Consider the following 17,127-nt stretch of genomic DNA (forward strand, 5'->3'; position numbering starts at 1 on the left):
TTCGGCCCGACATAATCTCAGTCGGCAGTTGCTTGCGTCGCCCGCCGAAGCGGTTCCAGAACCCAGGCCGTCCAGGCATCCTGCAGTCTCTCGGTCACGGATTCGGATGCGGCATGGGCGTCGGCCGACTGTTCGAACCATTCCTTCCAGAGTTTGGCGACGTCGCTCTTATAGCCTGGCCCCATTCCGTAACGCTTCGCGCTGTCGCTCCAGACGTCGCCTTCTTTCGCGAGCAGCGAACTGTACGCATCCCGGCCAATCGTCTGGGCAGCGCCGAGGAAATCTTGCCGTCCTTCACCCAACCTTGCCCTCAATGCTGCCAGGTTGCGCAAGACTGGATCCATATCCTTGTATTTGCTTTCGAAATCCATGAGCCGGTGATCGATGCGGCTGACCAGCGATTGCGACCGCAGATTAGCGTCGATACGCACGCCGTTGCCAAGAATATGCGCGAACTGGAAATTGTCCCACGCGCCCCGGCGATGGACGGAGGCGGCGATGGAGCTATGGTGTCCAATCGCCATCTGCTCGATGAGATTGAGGTAAGCTGGCCGGATGTTGCCGGTCAACGGGGTGACATCCTCCAACATACGAGCGATTTCTTGCTCTATTTCACGCCGGGCCTCAAGCGTGCGGACACCGTCAACATTCTCAATGAGATCGCGCACGCCGTCGGCTGCGGTCGCGCCGCGCAGCGCATAGCCTTTCCGCATTTGCGCGATTTGCCCGCGCAGACGCGCCCAAATCTTGTCCGAGGCGTCATTTCGAGCGTCGAAGAAGTAGACCGGTATCGACGGAAGCTGCGCATTTACAAGCGAGAGTTCAATTTCTTTGCGCCTGTATGCATATCCCTCCTCACGCGATGAAACAGGCCCATCTGAACCTGGAACTTCCAGTGCTTCATCGCCTCGTGGCAGCACGAGGATGCACCGTCGATGGCGTTGTATCGCGTCTGACGCCGCATCGACAGACTCCCGCAGGTGCCGTTGCACGGTTGCATTTGGCGCGTCGGCAAATTTCGTGCAAAGGACAACGAGGGTGCGCGTGTCGTCGTTGTGGATTGTAAGGTCTGGACGCTGGGTCACGCCCTCGACACCACGCGTGTCGACGATCGACAATTGCTGCCCATCGGCATTGAGATTTTTGGAAGGCATGAGAACGGCCACCCGTCTGGGCACGCCGAAACGCCAATCTTGGCCCGAATTGATGTCCGTCGCCAAGCGGGAAACCCACGAAAGGCCATCATCACTGCCTTCCGGAAGAATGATCTGACGTTCGGTTCGCTCCTTGAGCGCCATCAACCCAACGACCCGGTCCGTGACCTCATCGATGCCGAGCCCGTCATTGAGGAGGTCGACCACTGGGTCCTTGGTAACCAGCTCGTCTCCTACCATCGTTGTCGTCGTTTTCAGTTTGGCCATGTTTCGAAGCAGGCGGCCGATTTCGGCAGAAACGCCGACCCCTGCTGCGCCTGGCGCGAGACCGGAGACCCAGTCACGCGCCAGCCGAACGACTTCCTCTTCGTCAATTGCATCGACGAGGATCCCAAAGGTGGGCGCAACGCGGATCGCAATTTCGCAGACCGTCGTTCGGCCCGGCCCCACTGGAAAGGCCGGCCTTTTTCCACTTCGGCCGTCTCCGACGAGGAGGTCGACCGCGTAACTCAGAGCTGTGGTTTTTCCCACCCCGATATCGCCGACCCATGCAACGGTATGGTCGCGGCGACGGAGGTAGGCCTCAGAAGCGCGGAGCTCGCCGCGCAATAGGTCGATTGGCCCGCGCAAAATCGGATCTTGCTTTTCGGCTTCAAACTCTTCGAGTGTCTTCAGAGCCTGATCGATGACCCAAAGCGCTTCACGGTCGGGATGGAGAAAGGAGGGGGGAGGCTGCTGAAGCCAATCGCGCCGGTAATAGTCCTCGACTTCTCGAGCGAGGTCAGATCCGACGGCAGTCAGATACCGTTCCGCGATTTCGGGTTCGGCCTCGTCGGCCTTTTCCAATTTGGACAGAACGCTTGCGACGGTGCCCATGGCTTTCGCCAAGGCTGCCTGACTCATATTGCTTGCTTCACGGACGTGACGTAGGACCTCTGCGGGAATAGGCGTTCTCATACTTTCCTCACTTTCCTGTTTTGAGAATACCTAAACTGCGAAAATTCGCAATATGTATATGCCGCGTGTGCGGATGTTTGGATTGTGGCTGGTTTTTGCGCGCATTTTTGCCAAGCCTCTTTTAAAATTCGCGTCTTTCACCTAACTTTCGCGCATGTGAAATGCGAGAAAATAAAATGACCCTGTATTTGGTTGGCTTAAATATCGATCGCCAGCGGGCACATGCTGCCGCCCAAGCTGGCGAGTTAGTCAACTTGGCTCGTGGCGTTTACGTAGATGCCAGCGACGATGCCAATCGTGTTGTCATGGACCACGCCGTTCGAATCGCGGCTTTCTTCTATCCGCAGGCTTATCTGTCCGGTGCCAGTGCGATGACACTTTCCCCAACCCCCGATGGCCGCCTGTTTTTAAGTGGGCGCCGAAATCAACGCAATAGAATTCGCGCACTGGAGATCATCCAGAACGAAGCGCCAGACCATCCGTCAACCGTTCCCGTCATTGTTGGCGACAGTATGGGGGAGATCACGCTAACCGCTTCGTCGCCACGCCAGCGCTTCCTGGAGGCGTTTCGCCGTCGCAGTGAACACGCGAGCGCAATTGGCCTCGATATGCGCCGGGAGATGGCCGAACGCCTCCTTGAGGAATATGGTTCACCTGCCGCCGCCGCCGACGCGCTGTGGACTGTCGGCAGGTCTAATCGGTGGACAAATGAAGCCGAGGCGGCAGAGCAATATCTTCAAAACGATCTAATCGAAGGCTGGGCGCCAAGGAATCAAGCGGCCATCGACCTAACGGTGGCATGGCATGGAATGATTGTGGGGCACCTCGTTCATGATGGTGCAGAATGGAGGTGGTCGATCGAACCGGGTTCTCGGCCGCCACTGGTCCGTCCGACACGACCGGGAAGTTTGCCTCCTTTTATTGAGTCTCTTATGCCAGAGGGCTGGCTTGCTCAGGTCCTCGATCGCCGTGACGAGCGGGAGGTCCTCAAAAGCGGCAGACGCTATATGTCGAACATGGCAATCGTCGAGAATGTCGATGACTTGGCAGCTGTACCGGCGGATGTCCTCGAAGGGCGGCTTCTGCATTTCCAAAAGGATGGGTTGTTCACAGGCAGCTACAAGGGACCTCGGCAAAAGGATTTTGATGACAGCTTTCAACAGAAGCTGGCCCGGCTCTTTGCCTCGGCCGCCACACCACGCCTTTCGGGGGTCCAGATAAAGGCGCCTATGTGCTTGAGGGAAAATGGTAATCTGATCGCCGCTGTCGAGGAGCCCTTCACGCATATATTGAAGCCGGCAGGGACGAATGGATTTGAGATGCTTCCGATCGTCGAGTGGATTGGACTGTCTCTCGCCAAGTCGGTCGATTTCGAAGTGCCACAAGCAGCACTTGTGCCAATAGCTCGAAATCTCTCGCCGGCTCTTTTGGTCGAACGTTTCGACATCAGACGATCGGCAAACGACACGCGTCTGATCGCAATGGAAGACTTTTGCTCAATCCTCGAGCTGCCTGCAGAGCGAAAGTATGAAGGAACGATCGAGCGCATGGCGCGCGGCCTGCGCCCGCTGTCGACGGCCCCGGATGACGATCTCCGTATATTGTTTCTCAGGGCGCTTTACGCATGGTTCATTGCTGACGGCGACATGCATCTCAAGAACCTGGCACTGTTGAAGACCGCAGAGATAGGGAGTGATCATTTCAGCTCGGTCCGCTTTGCACCAGTTTATGATGCAGTGACGACGCGCGTGTTTCCAGGATTAGAAAACGATCGCATGGCGCTGAAGCTTAATGGGCGAGATGATAGGCTCGGTCCCGACGACTTCTCGACTTTGGCCCGCACCATTGAACTACCCGCTCGCTGGGCCTCAGAAGCGATGGCATCTCTGGCGCGAAAGCTGGTGGACAGCGCGGCGGCCCTTGAACTTCCGGAGGAGTATGAAGTGATGGGAGGTCGAATGTTAGATCGCGTGCGTGGCATAATTGCCGAACGCACGAGTTCTTTCATCTGAAACTTAGCTTCGACTTCACCCGGCCTGAGGACTGCGCCTGAAAATTGAGCAGATTCAATCAAATGGGGTCGACGACCACAGGTCTGTGGTTCACATCCTTTCAAGCCGAAGCAATTGCGCCTTATTCGCCCCTTGTTCTGCACCATGAACGCCATGTTCCGATGAGTAAACACGCTGTCAGAACAGGCCATACGACATGTCCCCACGATTGGAGGATCTGCGGCTCGAGATAGTATGGCGCTTCCATGTTTATTTCCTCGGTGCCGCTCATGCAGTGGGTGATGCGCGTCGGTCCAGGCACATTCGTCCAGAGGAAGTCGTAATGCGGCCGTGATGGACACATCTCCGCCGGCGCCAAGGTGAGGAAATACTGTAGCGACAATGCAGCCGATGCGAGAACAATAAGCGCAAAGACAATCACGAGCACGATTCCGTCGCGACCGACGTTGCCAGATGACAGCTTGCCAGATTGCACTCGCCCGCGGCGAGCCGCTTGGAACCGCAAAACTCCGGCGATCAAAGACGCAAGCATGGGACCAAGAATAATGAAGTACACGGCATTCAACTTGAGAGGGACATAGTCACCGATCAAGGGGAGGTTGCCGGTATAGCTTGTCGGCGCGCGTGCGATCCATAGGGCAAGAACGAGGCCCGCCAGAGTAATGAGGGCAAGCCGGACAACCGGATCCTTCAATAACGTTCCGGCGTCTTCCGTGGATGCTTCGCTCATTGACAGCTCTCCCTCTTGCTATTGCCCGTGCTACGGGCACAATTTCTTGGCCTCGTTGGACAGGCCATCGCCCAGTGATTGAGAAATCTGTTCGCCGAGCGCCTTCACGACGTCGCCGAATGTCCCGCCGGTAGAAAGAAGCTTGATCTCGCGGCGGTTGACCGCGCAGGTGGCGAGGTTCATTTCCGCGTCGAAACTAAGCCGGGCCGAGACATTACCCTTCAGTGCCGCTGCATCTGATGTCCGGCAAGTCAGAGAACCTATGGCTCTTGTCGTTGCAACATCCCCCTTCACGTCGATGGCAAGTTCTTCGATTTCAACTTTCTCAAAGTGGTCGACGCCGATGGTGAACAACCCGGTCTTTACCTTTAGTGCTTGGCAAGGCTGCGCCTTCTCGATCGCGTTCTCGAGGGCATTTCCGGCCTTTGCAGAGGGCGCCAGGGCCAGCAACACGGAAGTGGCGAGAAAGATTCGCCAGAGTTCGGATGACCTGGGCGATCCAGGTTTGTTCAGTATGGCCATTGCCGTCAGCCTCCGCTCATCCATGCTAACTCTCCCTCTACTGCGTCATTGCGCCAGCGTGTCGTCGATCAGGGCGGCGCGAGCGTACCGTCTGGATCGACATCCTCCCTCCGCTCGCTACGGATGAAGTGATCGAGGCGCGTTACCGTTTCGAACTCCGCGTGGTTGCGATACGAGCCGAATTTGAAATATTGGCTCTCCTTTGCCAGAAACGGCTTAAATCCAATTGTGCCCTCGGTCTTGGAAATCTTTTTGCCGTCGGCCCAGATTTCGATCAGACCTGTTTGGTCTGAAACCAGACGCAAGTGGTAGACCATGGTCGTCCATTTCCCGAACGGATCGGGCAGCGAATTGTAGCGGGTGACCGACAACCCTTGTGCACAGCCCGTCAAACCCGGCAGCGACAACGGTGCTGTTCCATGGGCGAGGTCGTCGGTGTCGTGTCCGACCGACAGCGTCTGGGTCTTCATCAAGGAGAAGACCTGCGCCGGCTTGACGAGCATATGTGGGGTGCCGAAACCTGGTTCGACCGGAGCAGTCTCTTGCGAGGCGATGAAGACGCGACATAAGACATTCTTCGGGTCGCGGTCCGGATCGGCGTTGTCCTGCTCGAGGGAGACGGTAAAGGCCCGACCGTTGAAACGTTGCGCCAGGACAGGAGCGTCTTTCGGAGAATTCGTTTGTTTCCACTGGCCGATGACAAATCGGCCGGTGGTCGGCGTTATGCTGTTGTCGATGAACATATCGAACCGGTACCAGATGTCGGTTCCCATCGGCGCCAGGATTTTCTGGGCTTCCCATAGCTCCGAGCGTTCGCTGCCGTCGCGGTCATAGGAACCATCTTCCCGGGCACATCCTTTCGGGCGCCAGGCAAAGGCCAGCACGTTGTTTTGCGGCAGGGCTCTCACGACCTGCGTTGCGGCAGATCTGGCGTCGCCTGCCAATTTGCCGAAGGAGAAGCTGTTTTCGTCCCGGCTGCATGAAAACCAATTGTCGGAGACGCTCGCGGCTTCGAACTCGTCCCGGATCGTCGGTGAGGCCGCGTTCGCCTGCGGGACGCCAGCCATCGCCAGGATCACAACCATTGCACAGTTCCATCGCCCATTCATGGTCGGCCCTCCTAGTCCATCTTGATGGTTAAGCTGCTGGGGCAATGATCGGAAAGACGTATCTTGTCGGCCGGCGTCGGGGTAGGCCAAGGAAACTGCTTTTCCGATTCCGGCACGATCATGGTCGCGGCCCGGGTGCCATAGATGAAGAACTCGATGGGTAGAATGTTATAGGCGTCGGGGTTAGCGATACCGGACGGGTTCGGCTGACGAAACTCCCGCCAGCATGTCGACATGTTTTTGTATGGCTGTCGGAACAGTTGGATATCCGAACGCGGATCTCTGTCGTGACCGGACTTGTCGGCGCTATAGCCGCTGAGTGCAATCCAGACTTCGTCTGGGATCGCGCCCGGCTGCGCATCAAGGCGACGATTGAAGTCACCGACAATCATCCACGCTTCGCCTGCAGTTTCGCGCGCCTCCACCCATTTGCGAAGCGGATACATCTGCTGTCCGAGGGTATCGCACGCCCGGCTGGCCGGCTGTCCCGTCGCCGGGTCGGTGTTCCACAGCTTGAAACTGATGAAGTCGTCGAAGCAGCCGCTCTTAAGATGAACGTCAAGCACCCGCAACGTCGATCCGGCCGCTGACTGGATCGTGACGTCCAAGCCCCATCGGATTCGGCGGATTGTTCCGTTATCGTCAAAGGTGACGTCGAGCGGCTTGTAGTCTGCTACGGAGATGATCTTCAGCTGTGAGTTCGGCCGCAAGACCACTGCCGGATACTGCACGCGGGTCGCAGTTGTCGGTTTGACGGCGGCCATGCCGCTCTTGGTACAAACAGGAGCGACGGCCTGACCCTCGGCCTCCGCGAATTGACCGCTGATGCAATGCTCCCAACCGTCGGCCACCGGAAAGACCGCGTCGAGCGCAGCCGGACTTGTTACCTCTTGGAGAAACATCACCTCGGCGGAGACTGCGTCCCGCCAGTGTCTAAGGTCCGTATAGTCTTGGCTGGTGCGGATATGGTCATCGGGAAAGACGGTTTTCGGGTCGCTCGGGTAGACCAGCGTTTGAATGTTCCAGTTGCCGACCGTGAATTCCGCTGCCACTGCCTGCATCGGTACGACCAGGGAGATGAGCATCATGCATGTCGAGCGTGTCAGCATTTTCCCCTCCGTTTATGGATAGTCCTGTGGTGCGTGGCTATTTCTATCAGCGAAGTGCATGTCATCGATGACGCCGTGCCGTACGTCTTTCTGGCTCGGCAAACTCAGCGACCCTTTAGGGCAGCCGTTAATCGTTGACGAGTCGAGCGAGAAACCGGACCGCGCTCCTGCTCGGCATGAACAGATAAGCTCCGCCCCGCATCCGCACGAAATCCTTTATTCCGGTCAGGTTCAGCGGGCCACGCGGTGACGGTATCGTCAGCCGCCCCATGCCGCCCCCGCGGCCGGTGATGGGATCGACCTCGTTTTCCAAACCGTGAAACTGCCAGGCCATGGCCCAGGTCTGCTGAACGAATTCGAATTGACGTTCGATATCGGCATTCAGGCACATGAAGAGCAGGCCGGGTTTTTGTTCCTTCGGATCATTGGCTCCCTCTGCGTCAAAGCCTCGCCCCGCACGCAGGATGCGATGACGATTGACGATTGAAAGTTCATCCTTTGAGGCCGGGGCCAGACTGTCGCGAGGATTGGAGCGGCGAATGTGCGCGCCGAGGGGACAGCGTTCGCCGAGCGGATCCTCGGCGCCCGGCAGGAAATCGTTGTCGGGCCGAAAATGCCCCCCGTTCTGCTTTCTGGTCGCCGGACCATGCGGATAGCGCACCAGCGAGGAGCCATCCTTCCAACGCCCAACCATCTTGGCGCCGATCCATTCCGGCAAAAGCGCTGGATCGAGTTGATCGGGTACCGCCGGATGATCGGCGTAGCGTTCGGCCGCCGTATTCACATAGTCGTTGAATACATCGACATATTGCGCAAGCTGACGGATGACCAGGAATGTGCCGTTCCGTCCGAGGTCGCGCGCGGCGGTAGCGCCGCTCGTGCCAAAATCAGGCTGGAGCGCGCCACGGGAGTGCGCAGGCTCGGCGAGCGGCAAAAGTTTGCCGGGGTCCATCGCAGCCGGCACCTGTGGCGATGGCGGGAAGAAGCCACGCGTGTCGGGATAGCCGAGCAGGAACTCCCCCGGCTCGACCGCATGGATTGTGTCCGACTGGCGCATCCAGCGGCGGGTTCCCTTGATGATCGGTTGGGAAATTCCGTCGGCGAAGCCAAACGGCTCGCGGACGGTCTGCGCCGCCGTTTCACCTGGTCCTGGCTGTGGCAGCGGCGTCGGCGTTACCCGATGCATCACCCGTCCGCCAGCGTCATTGATGCCTGAGGTCAATTCCCCGGCGTAAGAGGCAAGAGTAGGTTCAGAATTTGCATAGATGAGCAGCGCCGCGTCGACCGCATTCTCCGGACCGCCCCATAGCCATTGCCCGGCCTGGTCGTCGCCGGTATCGGCGAGCAGATTGGCTCGACCGGGCGAACCCATCCCCAAACGAAATGCGGTCGGAAAGGCGTCCCCGATATCTGAGGGCAAGCCCAACCGTCTTAAGCCATCTGCTGTCAGCGCGCAGATCAAGACCTTGTCGGCGGGTGGCTGATCTCCGAAGGTGATCTGATCCTCGATCGATTTCAGCCAGGCACATGCCTGCTTGGAGTCGTCGGATAACCTGATCGCAAGGCATGTCGCATAGGGGTGTTTGCTCAGCCCGCCGTAAAGAAGCGTCTGGACCTCGAAAGTCTCGATCAACGTGGCCGGTCTTACCTTTGAGCCGAACAGCCCGAGCCACGCCGCGGCTTCGTCTTCGGTTGATACCGTTCCAAGTCCCTGGCGGATTGCGGCGTTAGTGCGAATGCGCGCGGTCGTCAGGTGGGGATAGGCGCTGTACCAGAACCATGTCGGCTGCTGCTGGCGGCGCGCCCAGCGCTTGAATCGGTCGCCATCTGTCGCACCCTTGAAGAACAGATTTTCGGTACGAGGGAAACCGACCGTATTGCTCCACGCGGCGGTCAAGCCAGTGGATGCCTTTGTGATGAAATCCTCCAGATAGCTTTCCCAACTGCCACCGTAGTTCGAGAAAAACAGGAGTTTGTTGGTTTTCGGCAGTCGCAGCCAACGGGCATAGTGGATCGTGCTGATGTCGCCAAGAAAGCCAGGTCGAAAGCGCCTCGTTGCCATCTGCCCGATCACCCAGAAGGCCATCCTGAGCGTCAGGCTGCGCAACCGCCCTGCCTGCATGATCGAGATGCCGGCAAGATGGTTCTGCTGCGTATCCTTGAGATTTTCGGCCTCGGTCAGCGCAGCCATTACATCCGGATTGACCAAGGTGTCGACTGGCGTGTTGGCGGCCTCGAGCCGGCGCAGGCCAAGGTAGACACTGACAACGACCGCCGCGACGGCCCCGGCCGCAACGATGGCCGAGAGGAAGAAGGCAATCACTCCGACCGCAACCCCTTGCGAAAGTCCAGCCGCGATCGTCGCGGCAAAAACCAAAAGCCCGAGCAAACCAAGAACCGGCCAGAAAAACTTGAGCAGCCCCCGGAAGACAAGAGACAGCATGAATCTGAAATCAAGCCGGGGCGGTTCTTCGGCGGCAAGGCGGGGGAATGGTTCGGGACTCAGCAGCGGCGCCAGGTCGGCATTGGCTTTGACGAAATCCCGCACGCGCGCAACGGTGGCTAGCGGAGCGCCGGCGGCCGGGTGTGTGTCGAAATAGGAACGGAGTTCGCGGGCGAGGAGATATTCACGCTTGATCCGCGCCACTGTCATGCCAGGCGTGCCGCAGAAGTCGAGCCCTGGGACATCGAGCAGGCCCTGGCCGGTGCGAACATGGTGCGATGCAAGAAGCTGGCTGAGCGAGCCAGTCGATTGAATTGCAGCCACCGACAGGATGTCGCTGACGAATGCTGCCAGCTTGGTGCCGACCGTGTCGAAGGCATGTTGCGGCTCGCCATCGACCGACATTTCTAACACCAGATGCGTCGGCTCTCCAACATCGCCGCGAACCACGGTGATCGACATGAAATGCACACCCTGGTCGCGCAGCGCGCTACGGATGAGCCCTTCCTTGCCGAACAGCTCGGGGCGAAATTCCTTGAGCTTTGCATCGACCTGATCGGCTCTTTCGATGCCAAACGGGATCGCACTTGTTACAAGCGATTGTGTCATACCTGCCCCTATGACTCGACGAAGTCGCGCAAACCTCCCGCTGTCGCACGGTCCGCTGGTCCCCTCGAGGCCGATAGCGATCTTCGCGTCAGGCGTGCAACATATGTTCCACTTTATTTGTGGACTCACAAGCAAAAACCATCGGAGATACTTGTCTCGTGGGTCGTTTCATAAAGCTGTCAAATCAAGCGAAAAAGATTGCTGCCGCACAGAACGGGACGACAGAAAAAGCGTGTTCGCGTTCAGCGTGAAATATGCTTCAATGATTTGCATGACATAGGGCCGCGCGTTGTCTTCTCTTCGCCGCCCGGAAGCCTACCCGCCAAAGCCAACACTGCTGCTTCCAAGATTGGAGACCATGGCATGGAAAAGGACCCGGAAGCGTCAGATGGCGAGAAGGACATCGTCGCCACCCAGTCGGCCGCATTGTCCGTCGAGGTGGAAAAGGTTGCGCTCGCCGAATCCAATTATGTCCCGGCCGAAGAGCGCCGCTTGAGGCGGACCCGCGCTGAAGCCGATATTCGTTTTTCCGCTCGCAAGAATTTCCTCGAACCCCCGCGAAGCGATCCGAACGGTTTCGAGCGCATCATCGGCCAAAGCGACCTGATGTCGATCAATTTCCTCGATCGCGGACGGCGGGCGGCCGCAGCAGTGTGCCGGATCAAGGTGCCGAGCGATGGCGGCGCCTGGTATGGAACAGGGTTTCTGGTTGGGCCACGCCTATTGCTGACCAACCACCACGTCCTCGGCAACGCTGACGAAGCCAGCCAGTGCGAAGCCGAGTTCGGCTACGAGCACGATATCGATGGTGTGCTGCGTGAGGGCGTCAGGTTTAATCTGCGTCCGCACGAGATTTTTTTTACCAACGCCGAACTCGACATCACCTTCGTCGCGGTCACGCCTTTGTCGGATGAGGGCGTACCGATCGACCGTTATGGCCGGTTGCCGCTGATCCCGCTTTCCGGCAAGGCGGTCGATGGTGAGTGGGTCACTATCATCCAGCATCCGAACAGCGAGCCGAAGCAGATTGCCATTCGAGCGAGCCAGATCATTATTCTCGATCCGCAGGCGGCGCCGGACCTCAATCTTGATCATTTTATCCACTATTCCACCGATACGGAGCCGGGCTCCTCAGGCGCCCCGGTCCTTAACGACCAATGGCAGGTGCTGGCGCTGCATCACAAGGCAGTCCCTGAACCGAAAAAGCCTGGAAGGCCTGAAGGCGAGACAGTATGGATCGCCAATGAAGGCGTCCGCATCAGTGCAATCTTCGGACTGCTCGAAGAGCAGCGCTTCAAACAGCCACAGGCAGGCCTGGTGCTGGACCGGCTCGACAACTCACTTGGGCTGCCTTCGCTGTCTCAAGGCGGCATGCAGGGAGAAGCCCTGCTTGAAGCGGACCGAAAACCGCTGGCGCTCAAGCGCTGGGCCGGCGTCAGCGGGTATGATCCACTCTTCCTCAGCGCGCGGATCGATCTCCCCGACATCTACGCACCATGGCTGGCCCAAGACCAGATTGCGCCACTGCTGGATGGGTCCGGACACGAGTTGGCCTATCATCATTTCACCTCCGTGATCCGAGCGGACAGGAAGTTTCCACTGCTGACTGCCGTCAATATCGATGGAAACAGGCTGGTTCATCCTGGCCCGCGCAAGGACGCGTGGCGGCGCGATGGGCGGATCGCCGCTGAATTCCAGCCGGATGGGGAGTTCTATGAAAAGAACAAGGGAAAAGACCCGGTGCAGTTTAGCCGCGGACACCAGGTTCGGTTGCTCGACCCCTGCTGGAGCAGCGTAGCCGATAGGGACCAGGCGCTGGCCGAGTCACAAATGAGCGCAGAGGACACGTTTCATTACACCAACGCGGCCCCACAGGTTCAAACCTACAATGATATCGACTGGGGCAATCTCGAAGACTATCTGCTCGACAAAGCCCAAAGCACGGATAAGCGGCTGACCATTTTCACTGGCCCGATCTTTCGGGAGAACGACCCCCTTTACGGCAAAGACCGAAAGGGTGGTCCTTGGAAAATCCCGTTGTCGTTTTGGAAGATTGCCGTGCTTCAGAAGTCGCCAACTAAGGTCGCCGCTGCAGCGTTCATTGTCGGTCAGACCCAGTACGTGCAGGCGCTGTATGAGGCAAAGGTATTTTCAGGACTGAAGCCCTACACCGTCGATCAGATGCGCAAGCGCCGGATCCAGACGACGATTGCTGCCATTGAATCCGAGACCGGGCTCGATTTTTCCGCAGTCCGCCCCTTCGACGCGCAGGGCACGCTAGAATCGACCCGGCAAACCCGTTGGATCAGCGATATCCATGACGTCATCATCTGACTCTTCCGGAGCGCGCCCGATGACTCCTCAAGTCTGTCCCTCTTGTAGGGAACCAGTCGCGAATGGCGCAGTGAAATGTCCGCACTGCCAGAGTGATATTGAGCGGAAGACGGACCGTCAGATCCACTGGGCGCAAGTTGAAACTTGGGCAAAGAACATTCGAGATTGGATAGGCTTGCCTGCCGCCATGCTTGCGGTGTTCACGGCGTTCTTCAATCCTGCGGTAGCCACGATCTACGGGTGGGTTGGCTGGGACGGTGCTGATCTCACAGCCGTTCTCTACGACTCGAATTTCATCAATGTGGGATACGATGACAAGCCAACCGCGGAGCAAGTTGACAAGATCACGATGCACATCCCGTTCATCCCCGGTGTCTTGAGCAATGACGGTCTTAGCACCGCCTCCGTAGTCGATGGATTTCGTTGTACGCTCAACAAGGACCAAGAAGCAAACGAACCGCCGCTCACCTACAGGTTCGGCTATTTCGATCCGAATTCGCAGAAGCGAGCTTATTTACAAATCGGAACCGGGGCATCGATACCGTTTTATTCCAGACTGCTTGACGCTGGCACCGAGGTCAATGGATGGGCGCCCACCGCAAGGGTTGACACCTGTGAGTTCACGTACGCGGACAAGTATGGCACCCACGCGCCACACGTTCTCCATTTAGCTGATAATCTGGTGTCTCAGATTAGGCAGCTCGTTGTGCCCGACGAATTAGAGGGTCGACAAGGGCTTTTCTGCAAGAGCATGCTGACCAATATGATCCTCGACGATAAGACCGTTGCTGACTGTGTCAGCAATACCCACGCCATAGCAATCGAGCCGGCCTATCTCTGGAAACGAGGTGTCGCCCGCTCCCTGCAGTTCTCGGCGAGCTTTGCGAAAATTGCCGGAGTTCAAAACCAACGTGCCCCCGGTGTCATTCTCGCCTGCGAATCGGGAGAGGAGGGGTGCACGGGATTGTTAGAGGAGATGAAGGCGTCTCTCGGCGAGTTCCGGCCAGCTTTGACGGTTTGGATATGCGATCCAAGAAGGCCGCTGGAACAAACGTCGCTGGACAGGTGTCGAAAAACTGAGTTTCCATCGCCGCCCTAAGCGACAAGCAGCCTTTGCAATACGAGCATCAAGCGCGAGCTAGAGGGGGTTGAGATCCTTGCGTTCGATGGCAGACCCCATCAGGTCGCCGATCTTGGTCTATGGAAATCGATGCTGAACGAGACCGTATTCGTACCTGCCACAGCGAAAGCCTAAAACCCACCGACCTTTGCCGATTTGTACCGCATCTTCTACCCGCTAGTATTGTTACAGGCCAACGCCATCGCCAACATATTCACTGTCGACCGCGGCTCGCAGCATGAAGTAATATGACAATCACAGTGACCGCAATCGACCAAGCACAGGCACGCCTTGTTCGATTACACTTCGCGCACGGTCCGAAAACTCATTGCCCACCAAACGCTTCAACGTCCCACAATACTACCAGAGGTCAATTGCACTAAAAGGTGCACTACAAGTGCCTCGCGTTTGGAAACGCCTTTGGGCTTGCTTTCGGAGTCTAGTACGACCAACGTTCTTCGCGCCATCGCGTCCATTGTCCTCAATGCATCCGCATTTGTCGCGTCGGTCCCAATCGCAGCGTTCGAGAAGCCTGGCAACTGTAGGAGTTTACTTGCGTCGACAAGGTCAATTGCCTCCCGGAACCGTGCTTGCGCTTGCGAATTGTCGTTCTGGCTCGTCAGAAAGCTGATGAGCGCGGCCATCGGCTGTAGCAACAAAAGTTCCCGTTGGCATCGACCACGACTAGAGTGAGTTCTGGATCGAAACTCGACAATGCAGACAGACGGCCACCATCAAATGCTTTGCCGCGGAAGCCTCGAGCTCGTTCATCATCTCCAGAAGCGTTTGGCATCGATAACGTCGTCCAGGGCAGCTTGGGCAGCATCGATCAGGCCGGCTTTGTCGGCATGGGAGACGACGTCGTCGCGGGCGAGAGGGTCGGCCAGCCCATGCTTTTCGAGGACGTCAGGTCCCGTCACGAGATCGTTGAGCGCGCCGAGCTGATCCTGGAGTTCTTCCATCGCCGCCATGAAGCGCTTGTACCTCCGAGCTCCGCGCTTGTCGTCGAATAACGGCGCGAAGAACTCAGTCGCATAGCGCAACTTCTTCGCGTCCTTGCGGGCTTCGTGCCGATGCTCGTCGTCCACCTTAGACAGCGCCATGCCATGCTTCCTCAGCTTCTTGCGCATGCGATCAAGCGCGAAGCCGGCGAAATCAGCAGCCGGTCCTTCGCGAATCTCGGTAGTCCGAGGATCACTCAAGTATTCCCCGCAACGCGGCCATTCATTAAGGTCCAACATCAATGTGCGTGCGCGGCTTGAGGCAAGGGAGGTGAGGGCGTCGTCGTAGGCTGCCCGGCGAGCGTTTTCCAGGCGCTCGCGCATGTCCTTGTCCTTCGCCTTCGCCAGCAGGACATCGCCGTTGTCGTGATATTATTGCCGTTCTGCGGTATCCATCTCGCTACTCTCGCGGCGTTCTCGACGATCTAGGTCTGAACGGTGGAGGCGTGATCGTAGCCAGAACGCAACGGTAGATAGGCAAGCGAACGGCGAGGCTGGCGCGGCCCATCGTTGCATAATCGCGCGAGACTTTACCATACTCCACTCCAGGCGCCCACCTCGGAAGAATAGGCGCGGGTTGCCTTGGCTCACCCCCTAGCAGCTTCGTTGCAGTGCCAAGATCTCCTGCGGATCATCTAGTAGCCACAAAGGACCGCCAAGATTAAGAAGAATCGCCTGCCGTATTTTCGCTCTCCCGCAAGCTCTGTTGGTCTTCGTCACCGTCTAGTTTGCGTACATGGTGCGATCTGCCGTGAAAATGAAGACTTGCCCGCCGTAGATGTAGAGGCTCAAGTTGCAAACGTCGATTGACCTCATGTTTTAAGTGTGTTTAATTTAAATTAGTGGAGGCTGGGTTGATCGCCGAGAGAAGCGTGAACTTAGCCGCGTAGCCAGTTGTGACGTCAAATTCTAAAAATAAGGATGAAAGTACGTTTGGGCGGCGCGGCTGCGCCACAAGGGGAGGGTGGCATGTCTGGTGATTCAGAACTCGAATCCTATTCCATTTCCGAGCTGCGAGAAGAACTCCGCTCGCGGCAAAACCTAGCCAAGCTTGCACCTGGTCTTCAGCCAGCAGCGAAAGGCGGGGGTGGCAACTCATCGCTCACCTTGGCAGACTCCAAGGCCGTTGCCAAAACGCTGACTGCAAAGCAAAAGGGCATATACGGGGTCGATGACCGGAGGGACTACTACGAGTTCGGCAATGACCTTGAGCGCACGCTCGCTGAAAGCGTGGCGGCCCTTTTTAGAGACGAAGGCGTGACGTCGAACGGCGATGGGACATCGAATCTCTTCACTGTCCCGCTGTCGAGGTCGCAGGGCGTGTGTGGAGGAGAACGCTTCGCGGAACAGCCGACGGGTGCCTTCTGTACCGGCTTTCTTGTCGCGCCGGACGTGATTGCGACTGCCGGGCATTGCATCAACGAGACGAATGTCGGCACGGTCAGGTTCGTTTTCGGGTTCAGGATGACAGCAGCCGGCAAGACGTCGCTTACGATACCCGACAAGGATATCTACTCTGGCAAGGAAATGATTGGCTGGATGCTCAATGAGGGTTCCGGTGAGGACTGGTCGCTGGTCCGTCTGGACCGACCCGTTGTCGATCGTACGGTGCTAGCACTGCGCACATCGGGCCGCATTGCCGACAACGCGCCTGTGTTTGTGATGGGGCATCCATCCGGCCTGCCTTTGAAGTTCGCAGACGGTTCGAATGTTCGTGACAACACCGCTCTCACGTACTTCGTAGCAAACCTGGACACATACGGTGGAAATTCCGGATCCCCTGTGTTCGGTGCCGATGGAGTCGTGGAAGGCATCCTGGTGCGAGGCGGGACCGACTACGTGAGCAACGGAAACTGCTTCATATCGCTCGTCTGCCCGACGACCGGTTGCCGTGGCGAAGATTGCACGAGGATTACCGAGGTCGCCGAGGCGCTGTCGGCATAAAACCTCGATACCACGATCTCAAGATCCGACCCTGCCGCAGAAATGATTATCGGTCGCGATCAAGGATCGCGCAGACGGAGGAG

General features: G+C 57.8%; 11 protein-coding genes. 4 read left to right on the top strand and 7 right to left on the bottom strand.

Annotated features, from left to right (window positions below; genetic code table 11):
• Nucleotides 1–17: 17 nt before the first annotated feature.
• Complete coding sequence (locus N2597_RS22490; protein WP_183596170.1) at nt 18–2,030, bottom strand: hypothetical protein; 2,013 nt, start codon at nt 2,028–2,030, stop codon at nt 18–20.
• Nucleotides 2,031–2,287: 257 nt separating this feature from the next.
• Here N2597_RS22490 and N2597_RS22495 point away from each other — a divergent pair, with 257 nt between their 5' ends.
• Nucleotides 2,288–4,123 carry a type II toxin-antitoxin system HipA family toxin gene (locus N2597_RS22495; RefSeq protein WP_183596173.1) on the top strand — a complete coding sequence of 612 codons (1,836 nt, stop codon included), beginning with the start codon at nt 2,288–2,290 and terminating at the stop codon, nt 4,121–4,123.
• A gap of 121 nt (nt 4,124–4,244) precedes the next feature.
• On the opposite strand, the gene N2597_RS22500 is transcribed toward N2597_RS22495, so the two are convergent.
• The 5 genes from N2597_RS22500 to N2597_RS22520 all read right to left on the bottom strand — a co-directional run bounded on the left by N2597_RS22500 (nt 4,245) and on the right by N2597_RS22520 (nt 10,645).
• Nucleotides 4,245–4,853 (bottom strand): hypothetical protein, encoded by a 609-nt coding sequence (locus tag N2597_RS22500; RefSeq protein ID WP_225881333.1) that lies wholly within the window; start codon nt 4,851–4,853, stop codon nt 4,245–4,247.
• A gap of 30 nt (nt 4,854–4,883) precedes the next feature.
• Nucleotides 4,884–5,375 (bottom strand): DUF1439 domain-containing protein, encoded by a 492-nt coding sequence (locus N2597_RS22505; RefSeq protein ID WP_225881332.1) that lies wholly within the window; start codon nt 5,373–5,375, stop codon nt 4,884–4,886.
• A 68-nt stretch (nt 5,376–5,443) separates the two neighbouring features.
• Nucleotides 5,444–6,460 carry a heparin lyase I family protein gene (locus N2597_RS22510; protein WP_225881331.1) on the bottom strand — a complete coding sequence of 339 codons (1,017 nt, stop codon included), beginning with the start codon at nt 6,458–6,460 and terminating at the stop codon, nt 5,444–5,446.
• A gap of 35 nt (nt 6,461–6,495) precedes the next feature.
• Nucleotides 6,496–7,593 (bottom strand): hypothetical protein, encoded by a 1,098-nt coding sequence (locus N2597_RS22515; RefSeq protein WP_225881330.1) that lies wholly within the window; start codon nt 7,591–7,593, stop codon nt 6,496–6,498.
• A gap of 127 nt (nt 7,594–7,720) precedes the next feature.
• Nucleotides 7,721–10,645 carry a Dyp-type peroxidase gene (locus N2597_RS22520; protein WP_183596254.1) on the bottom strand — a complete coding sequence of 975 codons (2,925 nt, stop codon included), beginning with the start codon at nt 10,643–10,645 and terminating at the stop codon, nt 7,721–7,723.
• 363 nt (nt 10,646–11,008) lie between these two features.
• Here N2597_RS22520 and N2597_RS22525 point away from each other — a divergent pair, with 363 nt between their 5' ends.
• Both N2597_RS22525 and N2597_RS22530 read left to right on the top strand, forming a co-directional pair.
• Complete coding sequence (locus tag N2597_RS22525; protein ID WP_183596177.1) at nt 11,009–12,979, top strand: DNA/RNA non-specific endonuclease; 1,971 nt, start codon at nt 11,009–11,011, stop codon at nt 12,977–12,979.
• 19 nt (nt 12,980–12,998) lie between these two features.
• Complete coding sequence (locus N2597_RS22530; protein ID WP_183596179.1) at nt 12,999–14,078, top strand: hypothetical protein; 1,080 nt, start codon at nt 12,999–13,001, stop codon at nt 14,076–14,078.
• Nucleotides 14,079–14,869: 791 nt separating this feature from the next.
• Here the strand turns inward: N2597_RS22530 and N2597_RS22535 are convergent.
• Nucleotides 14,870–15,424, bottom strand: coding sequence for a CHAD domain-containing protein (locus N2597_RS22535; protein WP_183596181.1), 555 nt, complete (start codon nt 15,422–15,424; stop codon nt 14,870–14,872).
• A 645-nt stretch (nt 15,425–16,069) separates the two neighbouring features.
• Here N2597_RS22535 and N2597_RS22540 point away from each other — a divergent pair.
• Nucleotides 16,070–17,044, top strand: coding sequence for a trypsin-like serine peptidase (locus N2597_RS22540; RefSeq protein WP_183596183.1), 975 nt, complete (start codon nt 16,070–16,072; stop codon nt 17,042–17,044).
• Nucleotides 17,045–17,127 lie beyond the last annotated feature (83 nt).

It is taken from the genome of Rhizobium sophoriradicis, assembly GCF_025200795.1.
GTDB lineage: Bacteria > Pseudomonadota > Alphaproteobacteria > Rhizobiales > Rhizobiaceae > Rhizobium > Rhizobium sophoriradicis.